This is a genomic window from Coprobacillus sp. AF33-1AC, assembly GCF_003475785.1.
In the GTDB taxonomy this organism is placed as follows: domain Bacteria; phylum Bacillota_I; class Bacilli_A; order Erysipelotrichales; family Coprobacillaceae; genus Faecalibacillus.
Map to the genome: position 1 here is coordinate 40,316 of NZ_QRQB01000013.1, position 18,532 is coordinate 58,847.

General features: G+C 29.1%; 27 protein-coding genes. 20 read left to right on the plus strand and 7 right to left on the minus strand.

All coding sequences use genetic code 11. The annotated features are described in order from the left end of the window. Positions 1–34: 34 nt before the first annotated feature. The 3 genes from DWZ53_RS06185 to DWZ53_RS06195 are packed head-to-tail and all read right to left on the minus strand — an operon-like array spanning position 35 to position 1,045. Positions 35–382, minus strand: a complete 348-nt coding sequence (locus tag DWZ53_RS06185) for a DUF6120 family protein (RefSeq protein WP_118432828.1) — start codon at positions 380–382, stop codon at positions 35–37. 17 nt (positions 383–399) lie between these two features. Continuing rightward, positions 400–717, minus strand: coding sequence for a DUF6120 family protein (locus DWZ53_RS06190; RefSeq protein ID WP_118432829.1), 318 nt, complete (start codon positions 715–717; stop codon positions 400–402). Next, positions 707–1,045, minus strand: a complete 339-nt coding sequence (locus DWZ53_RS06195) for a PadR family transcriptional regulator (protein WP_118432830.1) — start codon at positions 1,043–1,045, stop codon at positions 707–709. The genes DWZ53_RS06190 and DWZ53_RS06195 overlap by 11 nt, the downstream gene beginning before the upstream one ends. 158 nt (positions 1,046–1,203) lie before the next feature. On the opposite strand from DWZ53_RS06195, the gene DWZ53_RS06200 reads away from it, so the two are divergent. The 8 genes from DWZ53_RS06200 to DWZ53_RS06235 all read left to right on the plus strand — a co-directional run bounded on the left by DWZ53_RS06200 (position 1,204) and on the right by DWZ53_RS06235 (position 7,396). Further along, the gene (locus tag DWZ53_RS06200) at positions 1,204–1,605 is read left to right on the plus strand and encodes a hypothetical protein (protein ID WP_118432831.1); all 402 of its coding nucleotides are present in this window, start codon (positions 1,204–1,206) and stop codon (positions 1,603–1,605) included. Between the two features lie 17 nt (positions 1,606–1,622). Then, on the plus strand, positions 1,623–2,015 hold the full coding sequence (locus tag DWZ53_RS06205) for a hypothetical protein (RefSeq protein WP_118432832.1): 393 nt from the start codon (positions 1,623–1,625) through the stop codon (positions 2,013–2,015). A gap of 41 nt (positions 2,016–2,056) precedes the next feature. Next, entirely contained in the window at positions 2,057–2,449 is a 393-nt protein-coding gene (locus DWZ53_RS06210; protein ID WP_118432833.1) for a hypothetical protein, read from the plus strand. 27 nt (positions 2,450–2,476) lie between these two features. Then, on the plus strand, positions 2,477–2,914 hold the full coding sequence (locus DWZ53_RS06215) for a hypothetical protein (protein ID WP_118432834.1): 438 nt from the start codon (positions 2,477–2,479) through the stop codon (positions 2,912–2,914). Between the two features lie 74 nt (positions 2,915–2,988). After that, a complete protein-coding gene (locus DWZ53_RS06220) occupies positions 2,989–4,203 on the plus strand; it encodes a M20 family metallopeptidase (RefSeq protein ID WP_118432835.1) in 1,215 nt (404 codons plus the stop codon). Between the two features lie 108 nt (positions 4,204–4,311). Beyond that, entirely contained in the window at positions 4,312–4,614 is a 303-nt protein-coding gene (locus DWZ53_RS06225) for a metal-sensing transcriptional repressor (protein ID WP_118432836.1), read from the plus strand. A gap of 10 nt (positions 4,615–4,624) precedes the next feature. Then, positions 4,625–7,138, plus strand: a complete 2,514-nt coding sequence (locus tag DWZ53_RS06230; protein ID WP_118432837.1) for a heavy metal translocating P-type ATPase — start codon at positions 4,625–4,627, stop codon at positions 7,136–7,138. Positions 7,139–7,141: 3 nt separating this feature from the next. Further along, entirely contained in the window at positions 7,142–7,396 is a 255-nt protein-coding gene (locus tag DWZ53_RS06235) for a heavy-metal-associated domain-containing protein (RefSeq protein WP_118432838.1), read from the plus strand. A gap of 60 nt (positions 7,397–7,456) precedes the next feature. On the opposite strand, the gene chbG is transcribed toward DWZ53_RS06235, so the two are convergent. After that, positions 7,457–8,200 (minus strand): chitin disaccharide deacetylase, encoded by a 744-nt coding sequence (gene chbG, locus DWZ53_RS06240; protein ID WP_118432839.1) that lies wholly within the window; start codon positions 8,198–8,200, stop codon positions 7,457–7,459. A gap of 120 nt (positions 8,201–8,320) precedes the next feature. Here chbG and aroE point away from each other — a divergent pair, with 120 nt between their 5' ends. The 6 genes from aroE to DWZ53_RS06270 all read left to right on the plus strand — a co-directional run bounded on the left by aroE (position 8,321) and on the right by DWZ53_RS06270 (position 12,599). After that, entirely contained in the window at positions 8,321–9,184 is an 864-nt protein-coding gene (aroE, locus tag DWZ53_RS06245; protein ID WP_233541852.1) for a shikimate dehydrogenase, read from the plus strand. A gap of 1 nt (position 9,185) precedes the next feature. Continuing rightward, positions 9,186–9,773 carry an RdgB/HAM1 family non-canonical purine NTP pyrophosphatase gene (rdgB, locus tag DWZ53_RS06250; protein WP_118432840.1) on the plus strand — a complete coding sequence of 196 codons (588 nt, stop codon included), beginning with the start codon at positions 9,186–9,188 and terminating at the stop codon, positions 9,771–9,773. Further along, positions 9,773–10,282, plus strand: a complete 510-nt coding sequence (locus tag DWZ53_RS06255; RefSeq protein WP_118432841.1) for a tRNA (cytidine(34)-2'-O)-methyltransferase — start codon at positions 9,773–9,775, stop codon at positions 10,280–10,282. The genes rdgB and DWZ53_RS06255 overlap by 1 nt, the downstream gene beginning before the upstream one ends. Next, a complete protein-coding gene (locus DWZ53_RS06260; RefSeq protein ID WP_118432842.1) occupies positions 10,272–10,949 on the plus strand; it encodes a TIGR01906 family membrane protein in 678 nt (225 codons plus the stop codon). Before DWZ53_RS06255 ends, DWZ53_RS06260 begins: the two co-directional genes overlap by 11 nt. Then, positions 10,934–11,494, plus strand: a complete 561-nt coding sequence (locus tag DWZ53_RS06265) for a TetR/AcrR family transcriptional regulator C-terminal domain-containing protein (RefSeq protein ID WP_118432843.1) — start codon at positions 10,934–10,936, stop codon at positions 11,492–11,494. The genes DWZ53_RS06260 and DWZ53_RS06265 overlap by 16 nt, the downstream gene beginning before the upstream one ends. 100 nt (positions 11,495–11,594) lie before the next feature. Next, positions 11,595–12,599 (plus strand): aldo/keto reductase, encoded by a 1,005-nt coding sequence (locus DWZ53_RS06270; RefSeq protein WP_118432844.1) that lies wholly within the window; start codon positions 11,595–11,597, stop codon positions 12,597–12,599. A gap of 20 nt (positions 12,600–12,619) precedes the next feature. Here the strand turns inward: DWZ53_RS06270 and DWZ53_RS06275 are convergent, their stop codons facing one another. After that, positions 12,620–12,958 carry a helix-turn-helix transcriptional regulator gene (locus DWZ53_RS06275; protein ID WP_199589122.1) on the minus strand — a complete coding sequence of 113 codons (339 nt, stop codon included), beginning with the start codon at positions 12,956–12,958 and terminating at the stop codon, positions 12,620–12,622. 145 nt (positions 12,959–13,103) lie between these two features. Here DWZ53_RS06275 and DWZ53_RS11425 point away from each other — a divergent pair, with 145 nt between their 5' ends. From DWZ53_RS11425 to DWZ53_RS06290, 4 genes are read left to right on the plus strand one after another with little or no spacing between them, the layout of a single operon-like run. Further along, a complete protein-coding gene (locus DWZ53_RS11425) occupies positions 13,104–13,235 on the plus strand; it encodes a hypothetical protein (RefSeq protein ID WP_255415311.1) in 132 nt (43 codons plus the stop codon). Between the two features lie 23 nt (positions 13,236–13,258). Beyond that, complete coding sequence (locus DWZ53_RS06280; protein WP_118432846.1) at positions 13,259–13,963, plus strand: LytTR family DNA-binding domain-containing protein; 705 nt, start codon at positions 13,259–13,261, stop codon at positions 13,961–13,963. Further along, positions 13,950–15,152, plus strand: a complete 1,203-nt coding sequence (locus tag DWZ53_RS06285; RefSeq protein ID WP_118432847.1) for a hypothetical protein — start codon at positions 13,950–13,952, stop codon at positions 15,150–15,152. The genes DWZ53_RS06280 and DWZ53_RS06285 overlap by 14 nt, the downstream gene beginning before the upstream one ends. Further along, positions 15,145–15,639 (plus strand): accessory gene regulator B family protein, encoded by a 495-nt coding sequence (locus DWZ53_RS06290; protein WP_118432848.1) that lies wholly within the window; start codon positions 15,145–15,147, stop codon positions 15,637–15,639. The genes DWZ53_RS06285 and DWZ53_RS06290 overlap by 8 nt, the downstream gene beginning before the upstream one ends. Positions 15,640–15,651: 12 nt before the next feature. Here DWZ53_RS06290 and DWZ53_RS06295 read toward each other — a convergent pair whose 3' ends face one another. Next, entirely contained in the window at positions 15,652–16,056 is a 405-nt protein-coding gene (locus tag DWZ53_RS06295) for a transcriptional repressor (RefSeq protein WP_118432849.1), read from the minus strand. A 64-nt stretch (positions 16,057–16,120) separates the two neighbouring features. Beyond that, positions 16,121–17,032, minus strand: a complete 912-nt coding sequence (locus DWZ53_RS06300; RefSeq protein ID WP_118432850.1) for a hypothetical protein — start codon at positions 17,030–17,032, stop codon at positions 16,121–16,123. A 40-nt stretch (positions 17,033–17,072) separates the two neighbouring features. Between DWZ53_RS06300 and hflX the strand changes: the two genes are divergently transcribed. Further along, complete coding sequence (gene hflX, locus DWZ53_RS06305; RefSeq protein ID WP_118432851.1) at positions 17,073–18,284, plus strand: GTPase HflX; 1,212 nt, start codon at positions 17,073–17,075, stop codon at positions 18,282–18,284. A gap of 11 nt (positions 18,285–18,295) precedes the next feature. Continuing rightward, a complete protein-coding gene (locus DWZ53_RS06310; RefSeq protein WP_118432852.1) occupies positions 18,296–18,487 on the plus strand; it encodes a hypothetical protein in 192 nt (63 codons plus the stop codon). Positions 18,488–18,532 lie beyond the last annotated feature (45 nt).

Sequence of the window (18,532 nt, forward strand, 5' to 3'; positions counted from 1 at the left end):
AAATGACTGTTTACAGTTTGATGTAAACAGTCATTTATTTTATAATCATGGATTCAACGGTATGATTATATTGAGAGGATTGGTAATCTGTATAGAGATAATATCTTAAATAAACGGTTATTAAGAAAAATAAAGTTATCAAAATAAATGCTAAAAACTTTTTAATATTTACTTTTTTTATTATATAAGCACTATCAATTGACTCATAATAAGATATGACAATATCCAGAGGCTTTCCAAAATGAGAAACTAATTCTTGATAATTCAAATCTTGATATTCTTGTATTTGTCTTTTCAGTGCTTTAAGGAAAAGGGCTTCTTTTCTTCCATATAAGGGAAATAATTTTTTTACTTCTCGGTAATATTTTTTACTATCTTTCATATAAATACCTTCTTCCTTTATAGAGGAGTAACTTTCAATAATAGATATATTTGATATAGAACAAGAATAATCATAAGGATAACTAAAACAAAAGAACCTATTTTTATATAATGTTGAATATTAATTTGTTGAAGAAGATAATCTGGGTCTACTGTTTTATAGTATGAAACAATAATGTCAACTGGGTTACCGAATTCACTTACCAATTCATTGTATGTATAATTATCATATTCGTTAATTTGTTCCTTAAGGTGATTTAAATAAATCATTTCTCTTTTACCGTTTAAAGGGAATGTTTTTTTAATATCACGAAAATATCTTTCATTATCTTTCATAATGTTTAGTACCATGAACTATTAAATCAATATTTTGAACTAAAGAATCATACTCTGCCGTAATTGATTTTAAATAGTCTTTTCCTTTTTCTTCAAGATGATAATATACACGTGCTTTATTTCCGACTAAAACAGTGTTGCTGGAAATATATTCTTCTTCTAACAATTTATAAATAATGGGATACATTGTTCCATGTTTAGGAACAATCGTTTCGTGGGTTCTAGAAGAAATTTCTTTTATAATTTCATAAGCATATTTATCTTTTTCCTTTAGCACACTTAATAATAGAAGATCTAATTTAAATAGAAAATTAGTATTTTTAGCCATTTTTGTTGCTCCTAATTAGTTTATTTCATTATTTATTATACTTAACACAGTTTAAATAAACAATAGGTCGAAAAAAATACTATATTTATTGACATATATAATGCTAATGGTACAATATAGATAAAGAAGGTACCTTTTTAAAATAGGGAGGATTGATTATGGGAAAATCAAAATTAATTAAAATTTCGGTTACATTTTTATGTTTGTTTTTATTTAATTGTTTTACAACAAATGAAGTTTACGCATTTGGAAATGAAAAGATAGACACGTATTCTGTAGAAACATATACTCGCAATGTAACCATTGGGTTAGGTATTTATGGAAGTGTTGATGCACAAGTAGATATTAGACATAATATTACTACAGGAAAAAGCTATGTTTTATCTGTTAAGCATGAAGATAAATATTCTTATAAATATAAACTTAATATTTCAACAATATCAGTAACAACTAACCCTAAAGTTGGTAGTTATTTTTCTGGATCTATCAGACTATCTGTGATATTGAAATATAAAGTATCAGGTAATGTACATACAGAGACAAGATATATTCAATTATAAAAGAGGAGATGATAACAATGTGTAAGACGAAAAAATTTTTAATTATTATAATAATGCTTATATTTTGTGTGAATAGTCAAAGTGTTTTTGCTTCAGATAAAAGTGATTTAAAAATTGAACCATTTGCTGTAGAAAAATATACAAAAAAAGTGAATTTGAGTTGCGGTAGATATGGGTATGTAACAGCAACAGTTGTTATCTCTCATAATTTAACGACTCAACAATTCCGTGTAGATAAAGCCACTTATACTGAACATTTTAACACAGGGTTTGTAGGCGCAATGACTCGAAATTTTAAAACAAATCCATCAGTGGGTTCAATAATTACAGGTAAGGCAATAAAAGTTCAAATTAATTATTTTGTTATAGGGGTTTGTAGTGAAACTGTCAGCGGATATATATATTTATAACTATGATATTACAATTTTATAGTAGAAGGTGGTTATTGTTTATGAAAAAACATTTAGATCAATCAATTATTATTATTTTTATTGTTTGTTATATTTTATATCGTGCATTATGCGTTATGGGTTCAAATTATGGTCCATATTGGTCATTTCCGTTAAGTTATGGTTCAATTTGTAACTTAGCAATGATCGTTTATGCAGTATTGTATGGATTAATGCTTCTTTATAGTATAATCATTATTATAAAAGTAAAGAAAAAAGAAGTTATTAAGATGAAGGCGAATACGATAATATTATTGGTATTATTTGTCATTGATGCTATTTTATATTTCTTTGATTTTTCATTAATGATTATTTCTTCACCTGCAATACACTTTTTGATTTTAGATGTGATTATATATGGGTTACTTACCTTGATGAATAAAAGTATTGAATAATATTTTAAAAAGAAAGAAGCGATACAAATGCAAAGATATAATGAGATTTATTTAATTTATATGAGTTACATATTAGAAATTCTAGTTGATTTTTTATCTTCGTTATATCAATTATACTTAAAAGCTAATCCTGCACCTCTTGATATAAATGGTAATGTCGTGTATGGCGGAGAGCAATTTTTAATGTATGCCTATTATCTTATTAATTTTTCATTTTTTATTTTAGCTGCTTACTATGTTTTTTTACTGATAAAAAAATATAAGTATCGTATCCACATCAATATTTTAAAGAATTTATTTTTATTAGCGGGTATATTTATATTAGATCTCATTTTGTATTTTGGTGATTTGAATCCATTGATAATGTGTTCCTATGCTTTTAAATTCATGATTATATGTTTTATTGCAGTTATCGTGATGGGAATTTTACAAATTATAAGAAATAAAACAACTGTTTCATTATAGAAGAAGTTAATCTTCTTCTTTTTGTTTTATATAAGAAATTAATGGATTATAATAATAAAGAAAGAAGGGTTTATATGAATGCAAAAACAATATTAGATGAAGTTAAACAATTAAAAGATGAAATAATACAAAATAGACGATATCTGCATTTACATCCAGGTATTGGCTTTGATATTAAAGAGACTATTCAATATGTTGAAAAGAAGTTAACTGAGATGAATTATGAAGTTCATCACTGTGGTAAAGCAGGATTATATGTCATGGTAGGAACAGGTAAACCTACATTTTTAATTAGAGGTGATATGGATGCTTTACCAATTAAAGAAGAAAGTGGATTAGATTTTGCTTCAACAAATGGATATATGCATGCCTGTGGTCATGATATGCATACAGCTATGATGTTGGGTGCTGCAAAAATATTAAAACAGCATGAAAGCGAATTAAAAGGTACTGTGAAGTTAATGTTTCAACCAGCCGAAGAAATATTTGAAGGATCAAAAGATATGATTGATCATGGTATTTTAGAAGATGTTGATCAAGCCATGATGATGCATGTTATGGCTAATTTTCCTTTACCAGAAGGAAGTGTCGTCGTTTCAGCACCGGGGGTATCAGCACCGGCAGCAGATTATTTTGAAATAGAGATTCAAGGTAAAGGGTGTCATGGTTCTATGCCTAATATGGGAGTGGATCCTATTAATATTGCTGCTCATGTTATTGTTGCTTTACAAGAAATTAATGCCAGAGAATTATCTTTATCAAATGATGCTGTTGTAACAATAGGTAGTATTCATGCTGGAAAGGCTCAAAATGCCATTGCTGATATGGCTAAACTTGGGGGAACAATTCGTACATACGATGAACAAACACGTACTTTTATTAAACAAAGGATGCAAGAAATTGTATCAGGCGTCGCTCAGACTTTTAGAGGAGAAGGAAAAGTAATTTTTGGAAGTGGTTGTCCGACATTGGTTAATGATGAACAATTATCTTTAGATACGACAAAATACGCAGAAGAATTACTTGGTAAAGAAAAGGCATGGAGTGTAGCTAAACTTCAAGAGATGACAAAAAGTCCAGCATCGAAAAGTACCGGATCTGAAGATTTTGCTTATGTAAGTCAAGAGGTACCTTCAATTATGGTTGCCCTTGCTGCTGGTATGCCAGATAAAGGATACGGTTATCCGCAACATCATCCACGAGTTAAATTTGATGAAGAGGCATTAGTCAATGGTTGTGCCCTTTATGCTTATACACCAATGCGTTGGTTAGAAGAACATTGTAAATAAGGAATTGACTTGTATTCATTTACAAGTCTTTTTATTTGACATATACCCTAATAGGGTATATATTGTTATTGTGAAATACCCTATAAGGGTATATAAGGAGAGGCTAAAATGGAAAAGAATGAATGTACATGTCACAAAAATACGAAAAGAGATGAAGAACAAATTAAGAAATTAATACATCGTTTAAATCGTATCGAAGGTCAAATTCGGGGAATAAAAGGAATGATTGAAGCAGATGCTTATTGTAAAGATATCCTTGTTCAATCATCAGCTGTATCTGCAGCAATGAATGCTTTTAACCGTGAATTATTGGCAAGTCATATTCATACATGTGTCGTAAGAGACATTAGGAAAGGTAATGATGAGGTTGTAGATGAACTGGTATCATTGCTTCAAAAATTAATGAAGTAGGAGGAATTTTATGGAACATTATGCTATAACGGGTATGTCATGTGCAGCCTGCAGTAATCGTGTTGAAAAAGCGGTAAGCAAAGTATCTGGTGTAACGTCATGTTCAGTAAGTTTGCTGACAAATGCGATGTCAGTTGAAGGAACGGCATCATCAAAAGAAATTATTAAGGCAGTGAAGGAAGCTGGATATGGTGCTAAACTACAAGGACAGAAAGATGAAAAAGAAGATGATTTATTAGAGGATCATGAAACACCGGCATTAAAGAAAAGATTGATAGCGTCATTGTTCTTTTTAATTATTTTAATGTATTTTTCAATGGGACATATGATGTGGGGATGGCCATTACCATCGTGGTTTAATGATAATCATATAGCTATGGGTATTGTTCAAATGTTACTGGCTGGAATTATTATGGTTATTAACCAAAAATTTTTTATTAGTGGTTTTAAAAGTTTATGGCATCGCTCACCTAATATGGATACATTAGTTGCTCTTGGATCAATGGCATCATTTGTTTGGAGTGTTTATGCACTTTTAATGATGACAAGAGCACAAGTCGATGGACAACATGCTGTTGTAATGAAATATATGATGGAGTTTTATTTTGAATCAGCAGCTATGATTTTAACCTTGATTACAGTTGGTAAAATGTTAGAAGCACGTTCAAAAGGAAAAACAACGAATGCATTAAAGGGATTAATGAATCTAGCTCCTAAAAAAGCGGTGATTCTAAAGGATAATCAAGAAGTAACGGTAGCTATTGATCAAGTGTTAGTAGGCGATATCTTTGTTGTTCGCCCAGGAGAAAGTATTCCTGTTGATGGTGTGATTATTGAAGGAAACAGTGCTTTAGATGCATCGGCATTGACAGGAGAAAGTATTCCGGTGGATAAGACTGTTGGTGATCAAGTTTCATCAGCTTCTATTAATCAATCAGGATTTTTAAAATGTCGTGCTACGAGAGTTGGTCAAGATACGACTTTATCGCAAATTATCAAAATGGTATCAGATGTAGCGACAAGTAAAGCACCGATTGCAAAAGTTGCTGATCAAGTTTCTGGTGTTTTTGTACCAGTTGTAATTGGAATAGCAGTTGTTACCTTTATTATATGGATTTTAGCAAAAGGTGATTTTTCATATGCTCTTGCACGCAGTATCTCAGTTCTTGTGATTAGTTGTCCTTGTGCTTTAGGACTTGCTACACCGGTTGCTATTATGGTAGGAAATGGTGTTGGCGCAAAACATGGTATTTTATTTAAGAGTGCTGAATCTTTAGAAGAAACAGGAAGAGTACAAATTGTGGCTTTAGATAAAACCGGAACGATTACAAAGGGTCAACCTAAAGTAGTGAAAATAGAAACAGTAGGTGAATATGATCAACAACGATTTATTAAAGAAGCTGTTTCTTTAGAAAGTAAAAGTGAACATCCTTTAGCTAGAGCGATTATTGAATATGCTAAAGAAAAAGGTATTCAAGATGAAGAGGTCAGTAATTTTGAAGCTTTACCAGGTCATGGATTAAAAGCTAAGTATTATGGAAAAGAATTAGTAGGAGGAAGTCTTACATTTATTGAACAACTTGTCAGTATTCCTCAAGAATTTATAGATTTAGCAATGAAAGAAGCTGATTTAGGAAGAACACCTTTATTATTTGCATTAGATCATCATTTTATTGGAATGATCAGTGTTGCAGATGTAATTAAAGAAGAGAGTCCTCAAGCAATTAAAGAATTACATCAAATGGGTATTCAAGTCGTCATGATTACAGGTGATAATGAAAAAACAGCAAAAGCAATTGCTAAACAAGTCGGCGTTGATGAAGTCATTGCTGGTGTTTTACCAGATGGTAAAGTAGCAGCGATTCAAAAATTAAAATCACTAGGAAAAGTGGCAATGGTTGGAGACGGTTTAAACGATGCGCCAGCTTTAACTCAAGCGCATATCGGAATTGCGATTGGAGCAGGAAGTGATGTAGCTATTGATGCAGCAGAAGTTGTTTTAATGAATAGTCGTTTAAGTGATGTTTCAGCAGCGATTCGTTTAAGTAGGGCTACTTTAAGAAATATTCATGAAAACTTATTTTGGGCTTTTATCTACAATATTATAGGTATTCCTTTAGCGGCAGGAATTTGGATTCCAATTTTTGGTTGGACACTTAATCCTATGTTTGGTGCCCTTGCTATGAGTTTATCAAGCTTTTCTGTGGTTTCTAATGCTTTAAGATTAAATTTTGTTAAAGTATATGATACAAAACATGATAGAAAAATAAAACATGCAGTAAGTTTAGTTCAACAAGAAACATCTTTAGTTAAAGAAATTGAAATAAAAGGAATGATGTGTACTCATTGTCAAGGACGTGTTCAAAATGCGTTAGAAGCATTAAAAGAAGTTAAGCAGGCTGATGTTGATTATCAAACAGGTAAAGCTATTATTTATTTAAATGAAGATATTGAAAATCAAGTCTTGATAGATTGTATTAGTCAAGCTGGTTATAAAGTAAAAAAGATAAAGAAAAGAGGGTAAATTATGATTAAAACAACAGTAGAAGTTAAAGGTATGATGTGTGGTATGTGCGAAAGTCACATTAATGATGCAATTAGAAAGGTATTTGATGTCAAGAAAGTTTCTTCTTCTCATCGTAAAGGGATAACAGAAATTATTTCTAATGAAGCATTAGATGAAGATAAATTAAAGGCAACAATTGATCAAACAGGTTATACGGCTTTATCAATTAAAAATGAGCCTTATGAAAAGAAAGGATTTTCCTTATTTAAAAGATAAAAATGGAGAAAATTTGAAGTGAACCGAAAAAGTTTGACAACTTAGGAGGTTCACTTCAAATTATTCTCCATTTTTTATTTGAGTATAGTTTATTAATTCAATATGATTTTTATGTAAATAGTCTTTAATTTCTGGAAGACAAAGTAATTCAAGTTCCTTTGTTCTTAAAATGTTATAACTAGATTGACTATAAATAGTCCAATCCATAAAGGCTGGATGACACATAATTTCAAATATTTCATCATCATAATTAAAAATTTGATAGAGCATATCTTTGGTTACACTCTCACCATAAAAATCTTCACTGAAACGAGCAAAAGGATAATCATTGATAAGCGGTTTGTCCTGACGCATTGGTAAATGATATTCATCAGCAAGTCTTTTGGTAACTTCTATGCATTGTGGTAACAAATGGACATGATGATGAGAATCAAGATGGGTTGGTAATTTTCCGGTCATTGAGATAAATTTTTCAATTTGTGCTTTCCATTCTTGATAAAGTTCATCTTGATCTGGATGAGGTTCGTAGTCATCGTAAGCACCTCTTTTTTTGAAATAGCCATTTTCATCGGTAAAACTTAAGCCCGTTTTTAAAACAGGTTTACCAATTGTGATGGTTAAATGAAGACCAATTCCCAGCTGAGGATATTGTTTAGCCATTTCTAATGACTGACTAGCAAAAGGCATATTAATAAGACAAGTTGTTGAAGTTAAAATGCCATCACGATGTGCTTTTAAAATACCGAGTGTTTGACCTTCACTTAGGCCAAAGTCGTCGCCATTAACAATTAATTTTTTTATCATACTTTCATCTCCTTGTAACTCTATTATACATAAAATAATACTAAACCGTTACTTTTTTATTGGTGGAATGAAAGGAATGCTATATAATAAACACAAGGTAATAACGAGGAGATGAATTGATTGGAAAAACTAGAAAATAAAATAACAGGATATACTGGTCTTTATGGGATTGTTGCTAATCCTATTAAGCATTCATTTTCACCTATGATGCATAATACAGCATTTCAAGCATTAGGGATTGATGATGTTTATTTAGCTTTTGAAGTAAGTGAAGACCACCTGGATGATTATATTACAAGTGTAAAGACATTAGGAATTAAAGGTTTTAATGTTTCAATGCCTTATAAACTTAAAATTATGAAGTATTTAGATGAGATAACGGACGAAGCCAAATTATGCCAAGCTGTTAATACAGTAAAAAATGAAAATGGTAAATTAATTGGTCATATTAGTGATGGTAAAGGCTTTGTCATGGCTTGTCATGAAAAAGGATGGCAGGTTGAAAATCAAAAAATTGTTGTTCTAGGAGCTGGGGGAGCAGCCTGTGCTATCATTGTTTCACTTGCTCTAGCAAAGGCAAAAGAAATTGTTGTTTATAATCGTAGTGATAAACCATTTATTAGAGAATTAAATGATAAATTGCCTTGTCCTGTAAAATTAAAATTATTAAGTGATGAACAAGGATTAAAAGAGGATTTAAAAGATGCCTATTTATTAGTACAAACAACAAATGTAGGTATGCATCCTTATGAAGAAGGATGTCTAATTAAAAATGAAAATGATTTACCTGAAGGATTAAAAGTAGCTGACATTATTTATAATCCTAAGGAAACAAAGTTATTACAAATGGCTAAACATCGTCATTTAGAATATATGAACGGAGAAGGAATGATTTTATATCAAGGAGCTGTTTCTTTTGAATTTTGGACACATCAAAAGATGCCCATTCTCCCAGTAAAAAAAGCATTAAAGATGGAGGAGTAAAATGAAAGAATTAATTGTATCTTCTACTAATGAAGGAAAAATTAAAGAAATAAGAGCAATGTTAAAAGATTTAGGAATTGAAGTGAAATCATTAAAGGATGTTTATGAAACAGTTCCTGAAATAGAAGAAAATGGAAAAACATTTAAAGAAAATGCTTTAATTAAAGCAAAATATGTTGCTGATGAATTAAATAAAGTCGTTTTAGCGGATGATAGTGGATTAGAAGTTGATGCTTTAGATAAAAAGCCAGGTATTTATTCTGCTCGATTTTTAGGACATGATACAAGTTATGATATTAAAAACCAGTATATTATTGATGCGGTTAAAGGTAAAGATCGTACAGCACGCTTTGTATGTGCAATGGCTTTAGTTATTCCTGGACGTGATCCCATTTTAATTGAAGAAACATTTGAAGGAGAAATCAATGATTGTATTGATGGTGAAAATGGTTTTGGTTATGATCCTATATTCTATTATCCACCATGTAAGAAAACAAGTGCAGCGATGTCACCAGAAGAAAAAAATAAATATTCACATCGTGGTAAAGCACTTAGAAAATTATATAAAATTTTAAAGGAGGAGTTATAATGAATCATATTGTTTTAGTTCATCCTGCTATCCCTCAAAATACCGGAAATATTATGCGTACATGTGTTGCAACCAATACTTCTCTTCATATCATTAAACCGATGTCATTTGACTTAGATGATAAGAAAATGAAAAGAGCAGGATTAGATTATATTAAAGATTTAGATTTACATGTTTATGAATCATATGAAGAATTTGAAAAACAAAATCCAGGTAAATATCATTTCTTTACACGTTATTCACATCTTTGTTATACTGATCAAGATTTTAGTGACGATCAAAAAGAACATTACTTATTTTTTGGTCATGAACATGACGGGATTCCTAAGGAAATCTTAACGAAGCATTTAGATCGTTGTTTAAGAATACCAATGAGTGATAAAGTAAGAAGTCTTAACTTATCTAATTGTGCAGCTATTTGTATTTATGAAGTATTAAGACAACAAAATTATCCTCAATTAAGTAAAGTAGAAGTTCAAAAGGGAGAAGATTTTTTATATGAGCTATAGTAAGAAAGACATCATAACCAGTCTTTCTTTATCTTTATTTATTATTAGTTTTGCTATTGTTGTTGCTGTTTTTATGCCAATTATCTATCATTTAGATATTCATTATTTAAAGATTGATCAAACTACGCATTTAACAAAGCAACAGTTACAGTTAAATTATCAACAGCTAATACATTACCAATCTATTTTTTATCAAGGACCTTTAAGAATGAATGATTTTATTATATCTCATCATTCTGTTATTCATTTTCAAGAAGTAAAAAAAATATTTGAAATCATTCAAATCATTTGTTTAGGTAGTGGAATAACATCTTTGATTTTAGTCATTTATCAATGTTATCATCATGAATATCGTTTTTTTAAATTAACTGCTATGATTTCAATTATCTTACCAGTATCTATTGGTGTTCTAGCAAGTATTGATTTTGATGATTTATTTATTCTATTTCATAAAATGGCTTTTAAAAATCAATACTGGATATTTGATCCTAAAATAGACCCGGTTATTAATATGTTACCAGAAGCATTTTTTTATCATGAATTTATTTTAATTGTTATCATTATTTTTGTACTAGCTGGTGTATGTTATGGTTTGTTTAGTTATAAAAGAAAACAAATCTTATGTTATAATACAAAAAAGGATGTGGGAGCATGGCCATCAATGTAAAAAAGATTTTAGCTGATGAATTACTAGAACTTATTAATAAACAAAACTTACAAACAATCACAATCAAACAGCTACTAGATGCAACGGGGATTAGTAGGCAAACATTTTATAATCATTTCATTGATAAAAATGATTTAATTCAATATATTTATAATACACGAATTGTTCCAGGTTTTGACATTTCTAAGCCAGAAATATCTTTTTATGATTCTTTATTAGAAACATTAGAAAATATGAAGACATACCATGTATTTATGAAACAAGCTTGTATGATGGAAGGACAAAATTGTTTAAAAGATTATATTTTTGAACATTGTGAACAATTTGATTTACAATATCATCGACATCTCTACGGTAAAGATTTACCTGAACCCCTTGTTTTTGCGACAATATATCATGCACATGCTTCAAGTAGTATGACTTTATCGTGGATTTTATCAGATATGCCTGTTTCAACAAAAGAGATAGCAAAATTAATTGTTAATATGCGTAGTTTAGGTATGGATCAATTGTTTGGTGAAAATAAAAATCCTTATAAAGATTGATGATTCAATCTTTTTTTATAACTAAAAAGCATAGGGAATGATAATGATTAGGTATTAGATATTTTATTTATATATTTTATAATGAAATAGAGGTGATAGTATGAAATATACAACATTAGGAAATACAGGAATTAAAGTATCTCAACTATGTTTGGGATGTATGAGTTTTGGTCAAGCAGGTACGATGCATGATTGGACTTTGGATGAAAAAGAGACTGAAAAAATGGTAAAGCATGCGCTTGATTTAGGTATTAATTTCTTTGATACGGCAAATACATACTCTAAAGGAACGAGCGAAGAGTATTTAGGGAAGGCTTTTAAAAATTTAGGAGTAAAAAGAGAAGATGTGGTCATTGCTTCAAAGGTTTATTTTAATGAAGGTCGATTATCAAAAGAGGCTATTAAAAGAGAAATTGAAGGAACATTAAAAAGATTACAAACCGACTACTTAGATTTATATATTATTCATCGTTTTGACTACGATACACCAATAGAAGAAACAATGGAAGCATTACATGAATTAGTAGAAGCAGGAAAAGTAAGAGCTATTGGGGCATCAGCTATGTATGGTTATCAATTTTATAATATGCAATTAGTAGCTAGAGACCATCACTGGACACCTTTTTCAACAATGGAAAATCACTACAATTTATTATATCGTGAGGATGAAAGAGAACTCATTCCTATTTGTGAACAAATGAATGTCTCTTTAATGCCCTATAGTCCATTAGCTGGTGGACATTTGGCAAGAAGTACATGGGAGTCCAGTACGCTAAGAGGACAAACTGATCGTGTTGTTCATGGAAAATATGATCGCTATGAAAAATATGATATTGAAATAGTGAAAAGAGTAAATGAATTAGCACAAAAATATCATTGTAAGATGTCGCAAATTGCATTAGCTTGGCAATGGGCAAAAGGGGTGGCTTCACCTATTATAGGTGCAACTCAATCTCATTATATAGATGATGCTGTTCATGCATTAGATATTCAACTTACCAATGAAGATATAAAATATTTAGAAGAAATGTATGTTCCTCACCATATTGTAGGAGCTATTAGTGAAAATCCACCTCAAGGTACCGTGTTATTAGATAAAAAGTGATAAGACATATTTTTGTCTTATCACTTTTTGTTTGTGTTATCTTGTGATGTTTTTTGTTCTTTCATTGCTTGATATACTTCTTCTTGATCTTTTATTTGTTGGATAATCATTTTATGAACTGGAGAATAGTCAGTAATATCAATGATTTCTCTATTTGATGAAGAACTATCATATGTTAATTTGATAGAGAAAAAATCAAGCAATCTTTTTACATTTTTATTAGACGTATTTAAATCATAATTATTTTCTATTCTAGAAATTGTTGATTTCGGAATATTGAGTGCTTGAGATAACTCAACAATACTTAATCCACGTTCTTTTCTCTTTTGTTTTAAAAGTTCATTCAACTTCTTATCCACAATTATCACCATTTATATGTTATCAATCATTTGTTCCAATAAATGGGAATTAAAATGCTTTCTAGGAACAATGATGGTTGTTGAAGAAAAATAATACGTTCTGTGTTGAAATTTGTATAAATTAGTTTTATAGGAGGTGGGGATTATGTTAAAATGTTTAGTGAGAAAATATTTTTCATTCATTAAAGGTGTAGCTTTTGTTAGTGCTTCATCTATGTCTTATTTAGGATTTTATGAACATGAATGTCCAAAACAATTAGAACATTTAAAAAAATAAGTGATTTACGGGGAGGATAAATAATGAATGTCTTGATTTTAGAGGATTCATTAGAATTTATTGATAGATTAAAAGAGATTGTCTTAAAAGGACAATTGGGAACATTTTTAAAACTATCAATAGAAGCCTATAATGATAATTTTCAAAGTATTGATTTTTCTCGTAATTACGGGCTGATTTTTATCGATATTCATTTAAATGAATATGATGGGATGAAATTAGCTGATGAATTAAAGCAGCGCTATCCAGATGCTGCTTTAGTTTTTGTTACTGCAGATGATAGTTTAGTATTTCAATCTCTTACTGTGCAACCTTTCTTCTTTATTAGAAAAGAATGTTTCGATGAGGATTATGAATTGTTTGAAAAAATGTTTGTTAAACATTATAACGATCATTATATGATTGCCTTTACTACACGTAGTAAAAAAGTAAATTTACGATTGAAGGATATTGTTTATATTGAAGTTGTTGGACATAAGCTTAATATTAAAACAATTATCGGGGAAACTTATACAATATCTAAATCAATGCAAGACATAAAAAAGGAAATCAAATCAAATAAGCTAGTTCAAATTCATCGCTCATTTTTAATTAATATGGATTATTTATATAGTGTTTCAAGTAATACTGTATCTTTAAGTAATGGCGATGTGCTTAATATTGGAAGAAACTATAAAAAAGATTTTCAAGAAATATTTCAGGAGTATTTAATGAATGGCGGCATCTAGATTATTATTTGATTTTATCGAAAGTTTAATTATTGTTTATTTTATCATCGCTTATTTTAGTTTGCCCAAAAAGGGCAAGAATACTACTATATATTTTATCTTTGTATTTTTAGTAGAATTATTATGTGATATTTTAAATTGGAATGGTTTTCAAATTGGGATTATTCATTTCTTTATTAATATATTTGCTGTTTATAAAATGACCCATAAAATGAATTTTTCAACAGTGTTTGTTATTTTATTTTATGAGTGTATCATTAATTTAAGCACATTAATTTGTTTTATGATTTATTGTTCAATTTTTGGCTATTCACAATATGTGCAATTGGGTTTAATTTCATTTTGTGCAGTTGCGGCTAGTTCTAAGATGTTTTTACTGATTTTGTCTATGTTTATTTTAAAAGCAACTAAAATGGATTTTAGTTTTGCAAAGAAAAGATATTTTTGTGTAATAATCAGTGAAATGACCATTATGGTTACTTTTTCACTTGGAAGTTATAAATTGATTATGGATGAAATTGATCAATATACTTTAATTTATATGTTATTTGGATTAGTTATTGTCTTTTTATGTAACATAGTTTATATGGTTTGTTTAAGTAATTTATATAAAGAAAAAATGGATTTTGAAAAGAAAACACAAAAAATTTATTATCTTGAACAAGGCGTAGAATTAATAAAAAATATTCATTTTGATACATATCAAACTAATCATCGTTTATTTTATGTTATGAAAAAGTTAAAGCAGTTAGCCGAAAATGATCATAATGAAGATGCATTAAAGATTATCGATCAGTTTGAACATGAAAGAGAAATGACAAGTAAACTTTTTAGTACAAACAATCCTTATTTTGATATGATTGTTTCAATAAAAATCAATGAATTAATTGAACGACATATTTTAATTAAACCACAAATTTCATTATTACCAGGGGATAAATATAAAGATATTGCTTTTATTAATCATATCGTTTCAATTTTAAATTATATTAAAGATAATAAAAGCATTACGCTACATATTAAAGATCAAGGGGTTTATTTTTTAGTAGAAATGTATAGTAAAGAAGATTTTTATAAATACGATCAATTTTTATTACAACACTTAAATTTGCTTATTAAAAGTCGCTATCAGCATGAAAACGATCTTTATATAGCTAGATTTTTATTAGGAGATTCAGATAATGAATAATCGATTATTAAGTAAACTTTATCGTACTTTTGGTGAAGATCAAGATGATCTAGAGGTATTATTATATGGACAATCTGTCTTTTTATTTAATGGATTTGTTTATTTATGTATTCTTATAGAAGGATTTATATTTAAAGAATCTGTTTATACATTACTTTGGATGTTTATGTTTACAATTTTAAGAAGTCAACTAGGTGGGTATCATTGTAAAAAAATGGTATCTTGTTTTTGTACAACAAATCTGGTTTATCTTTTTGGTTTGTTAATCAACTATTACAAACAATATACATTGTTTTATGTTGTTTTTATATTAGTATTATTAGTTGTCTATCTGTTTTTTAACAGACAAAAAGTAAAATTACAAAAAAGAGTAGGATTGATTATTATAATAGAATTGGTTTTAGGATATTTATTTAATATATGTTTATTTCCGGCCATGATAAGCATATGTCAAAATATCTTGTCTTTTTTGATACGATACAAATAAAGGAAATAAGTTTTAACTTATTTCCTTTTCTTTTTCCATACAATTTTTACAAGTTCCTAACATAGCAAGATCAATAAAATCTATATGATGCTCGACCATAGATTGTAAAGATGAGGATAAGGCATCATGATGATCATGGTGAATATCATAAATATGATGACACTTTTTACATATAAAATGATAATGGTCATTTGTATTACCATCATAGTGAACAACTTGTTCACCAAAATCTAATTTACGAATCATATGATGATCAACTAAATAACCTAAATTACGATATACCGTTCCCATGCTAAGGTGAGGGTAATCTTGCTTTAAATCCTGATATATCTGTTCTGCAGTAGGATGATCATGACGATTAAGTAAATTATGATAAATGATTTCTCGCTGTTTTGAATAACGTGTTTTTGCAGGCATAGTTATCTCCTTATTAGTAATCGTTCCTAATTGCAGTATACCATATTTCCTCATTTTGTCAATTCTAACTTATAACCAGTATGCCATAACAAATTAAAAAACTACAAATACCATGTAACAAACGAAATTTAAAATAAGATTGGTGATTATAGGGAATATCTTCTAACAAGTTGTCACATTGCATCATAACACTAAGACTACTAAAGGAAAGGAAAAAACAAATACAAGAAATAAGAAATGGATTGAGGGGTTGGTGAACTAATCTTAAACAACCACTACTAAATTCCATCAATCCTTGTAATAATTCAATGGTTAAAGTTGAATGAATAAACGAACCTAAAAAATAACTTAGAAATTGAAAGACAAGCATATAACCTAAAATAAAGATAAATGCATACATACTTGAAATAATACTTTTTTTAAAGGCTAAAACAAAATTGAGATGAGGTTCTTTGATTGTTTTTAAAGCATGATGAAGTGAAAGAGTTTGTTTTGGATGACGATAAAATAGAGCAAATAATAAACTAGGAAGAATATGACTTAAATATATAATCAAAGAATATTTGTTTTTTAAGGAGACAAAGATAAATGAAAGGGATGCAAATGAACAAATGTGTAAAAGGTGTTGTAATTCATTAATATTGATATAATGAAGTAAATAGGCTTCTCTGATTAATTTGACATTTGTTGGATAACCACAAAAAAATGAAATAAAATAGAGTGAGGACATCATTGGTGTAAGATGAAATAAAGAATAAAAAGGTTTTTGAATGATGAAGCCTAAAATATCTAATAAACCGAGATTTAAACATAGGGATGTTAAAATCATAAATGGAAGTAGTGAAGGGAGTAGATTTGTATAAACAATGGTAATCACCTGTTTAGATAAATCTACAATAGTGAACATTTTAAAAAAAGCAAAAACTGTCATAAAGATGACAAGAATTAAAGTAAAATAATAATTGTATCTTTTCATGATGACTCCTAATTGATAGAATAGAACAAGAGGTGAGAGAATGAAGGCCATACTGGTACAAGTACAATTTCAAAATGAAGAGAAATCGTTAGTAGAACTTGAAGCGTTATGCCAAGCCTGCCATATTGATGTTGATCAAGAATTTATTCAAAAAAGAGAAAAAATAGATGTTTCAACTTATATTGGTAAAGGTAAAGTACAAGAAATAAAAAGAAACATAACAGATCAAGATATGATTATTTTTGATGATGAATTATCACCTTTACAAATTCGTAATTTAACAGATATTTTAGGTATAGAAGTGACAGATCGAACTGATTTAATATTGAGAATTTTTGATCAAAGAGCAAAAACAAAGGAAGCTAAGTTGCAAATAGAAATTGCTCGTTATCTTTATTTATTACCTCGTTTAATTGGAATGCAAGAACATTTATCACATCAACAAGGTGGTTCAGGATTTAGAGGACGTGGTGAAAAACAAATTGAACTAGATCGACGTCTTATTTCAAGAAAACTAACAAAAGCAAAAAAAGAGTTAGCAAATACCGTTAAGCAAAGACAAACTCAAAGACAAAGAAGAAAACAAAATGATATGCCAGTTATTGCCTTAGTAGGTTATACAAATAGTGGAAAATCTACTCTCATGAATGCTTTTTGTTTAGAAGATAAACAAAAAGTATTGCAACAAGATATGCTATTTGCTACCTTACAAACTGCAACAAGACATATTTCTATTCATCACCATCCTTGCTTGTTAACAGATACAGTAGGTTTTATTGATCGTTTACCACATCATTTGGTTCAAGCTTTTCGTTCTACATTAGAAGAAGTTAAAGAAGCAGATTTATTATTACATGTTATTGATATCTCGCAACCAAACTATATGCAACATATCAATACAACAAATGAGGTACTTCGCTCATTAGGAGTTGTTGATACACCGGTTATCTATGTTTATAATAAAATTGATTTAAATCGAGTTTGGTTTCCACCTCAAGAACCATGTGTTTATATTAGTGCAAAAGATAAAAAAGGTTTAGATGAATTAGAAAATGAAATCTCACATATCCTATTTAAAGATTATGAAGTTTATGAATTAAATATTCCTTATGAGGATGGAGAAGTATTTAACTATTTACATCATCATTGTTTGGTGGTAGAATTCAAGTATTTACAGGAGAGTATTTATATAAAAGTAGAAGCTAAAAGGAAAGAAATACAACCTTATAGACAATATATATCAAAACATTAAGGAGGTTAATGATGAATCCAGATAAAAAACTATTTCGTTTAGATTTATCTATTGCTGTTGAAGCATCAGATGAAGAAGAAGCCTATCAATTACTTACAACAGATGAAACATTAAAACAAATACAACTCATGATTTCTAAATCACAAGGACAAATTAAAGAAATGTTTCACTCTGATCATAGTAAAGATAATATTATTAACTAAGGGCGCTTTAAATAATCGAGTGCTTTTATGAAAATCGCTATAAAA

What these genes read in the sequence shown, in the direction of transcription:
- DWZ53_RS06205 (WP_118432832.1), top strand. Translation starts at nt 1,623, where the DNA reads ATGTGTAAGACGAAAAAATTTTTAATTATTATAATAATGCTTATATTT.
- DWZ53_RS06310 (WP_118432852.1), top strand. Translation starts at nt 18,296, where the DNA reads ATGAATCCAGATAAAAAACTATTTCGTTTAGATTTATCTATTGCTGTT.
- DWZ53_RS06265 (WP_118432843.1), top strand. Translation starts at nt 10,934, where the DNA reads ATGGCCATCAATGTAAAAAAGATTTTAGCTGATGAATTACTAGAACTT.
- DWZ53_RS06220 (WP_118432835.1), top strand. Translation starts at nt 2,989, where the DNA reads ATGAATGCAAAAACAATATTAGATGAAGTTAAACAATTAAAAGATGAA.
- DWZ53_RS06300 (WP_118432850.1), bottom strand. Translation starts at nt 17,032, where the DNA reads ATGAAAAGATACAATTATTATTTTACTTTAATTCTTGTCATCTTTATG.
- DWZ53_RS06210 (WP_118432833.1), top strand. Translation starts at nt 2,057, where the DNA reads ATGAAAAAACATTTAGATCAATCAATTATTATTATTTTTATTGTTTGT.
- DWZ53_RS06285 (WP_118432847.1), top strand. Translation starts at nt 13,950, where the DNA reads ATGGCGGCATCTAGATTATTATTTGATTTTATCGAAAGTTTAATTATT.
- rdgB (WP_118432840.1), top strand. Translation starts at nt 9,186, where the DNA reads ATGAAAGAATTAATTGTATCTTCTACTAATGAAGGAAAAATTAAAGAA.
- DWZ53_RS06215 (WP_118432834.1), top strand. Translation starts at nt 2,477, where the DNA reads ATGCAAAGATATAATGAGATTTATTTAATTTATATGAGTTACATATTA.
- DWZ53_RS06290 (WP_118432848.1), top strand. Translation starts at nt 15,145, where the DNA reads ATGAATAATCGATTATTAAGTAAACTTTATCGTACTTTTGGTGAAGAT.
- DWZ53_RS06295 (WP_118432849.1), bottom strand. Translation starts at nt 16,056, where the DNA reads ATGCCTGCAAAAACACGTTATTCAAAACAGCGAGAAATCATTTATCAT.
- DWZ53_RS06230 (WP_118432837.1), top strand. Translation starts at nt 4,625, where the DNA reads ATGGAACATTATGCTATAACGGGTATGTCATGTGCAGCCTGCAGTAAT.
- DWZ53_RS06200 (WP_118432831.1), top strand. Translation starts at nt 1,204, where the DNA reads ATGGGAAAATCAAAATTAATTAAAATTTCGGTTACATTTTTATGTTTG.
- DWZ53_RS06270 (WP_118432844.1), top strand. Translation starts at nt 11,595, where the DNA reads ATGAAATATACAACATTAGGAAATACAGGAATTAAAGTATCTCAACTA.
- chbG (WP_118432839.1), bottom strand. Translation starts at nt 8,200, where the DNA reads ATGATAAAAAAATTAATTGTTAATGGCGACGACTTTGGCCTAAGTGAA.
- DWZ53_RS06255 (WP_118432841.1), top strand. Translation starts at nt 9,773, where the DNA reads ATGAATCATATTGTTTTAGTTCATCCTGCTATCCCTCAAAATACCGGA.
- DWZ53_RS06280 (WP_118432846.1), top strand. Translation starts at nt 13,259, where the DNA reads ATGAATGTCTTGATTTTAGAGGATTCATTAGAATTTATTGATAGATTA.
- DWZ53_RS06185 (WP_118432828.1), bottom strand. Translation starts at nt 382, where the DNA reads ATGAAAGATAGTAAAAAATATTACCGAGAAGTAAAAAAATTATTTCCC.
- DWZ53_RS06235 (WP_118432838.1), top strand. Translation starts at nt 7,142, where the DNA reads ATGATTAAAACAACAGTAGAAGTTAAAGGTATGATGTGTGGTATGTGC.
- DWZ53_RS06225 (WP_118432836.1), top strand. Translation starts at nt 4,312, where the DNA reads ATGGAAAAGAATGAATGTACATGTCACAAAAATACGAAAAGAGATGAA.
- hflX (WP_118432851.1), top strand. Translation starts at nt 17,073, where the DNA reads ATGAAGGCCATACTGGTACAAGTACAATTTCAAAATGAAGAGAAATCG.
- DWZ53_RS06195 (WP_118432830.1), bottom strand. Translation starts at nt 1,045, where the DNA reads ATGGCTAAAAATACTAATTTTCTATTTAAATTAGATCTTCTATTATTA.
- DWZ53_RS06190 (WP_118432829.1), bottom strand. Translation starts at nt 717, where the DNA reads ATGAAAGATAATGAAAGATATTTTCGTGATATTAAAAAAACATTCCCT.
- DWZ53_RS06260 (WP_118432842.1), top strand. Translation starts at nt 10,272, where the DNA reads ATGAGCTATAGTAAGAAAGACATCATAACCAGTCTTTCTTTATCTTTA.
- DWZ53_RS11425 (WP_255415311.1), top strand. Translation starts at nt 13,104, where the DNA reads ATGTTAAAATGTTTAGTGAGAAAATATTTTTCATTCATTAAAGGTGTA.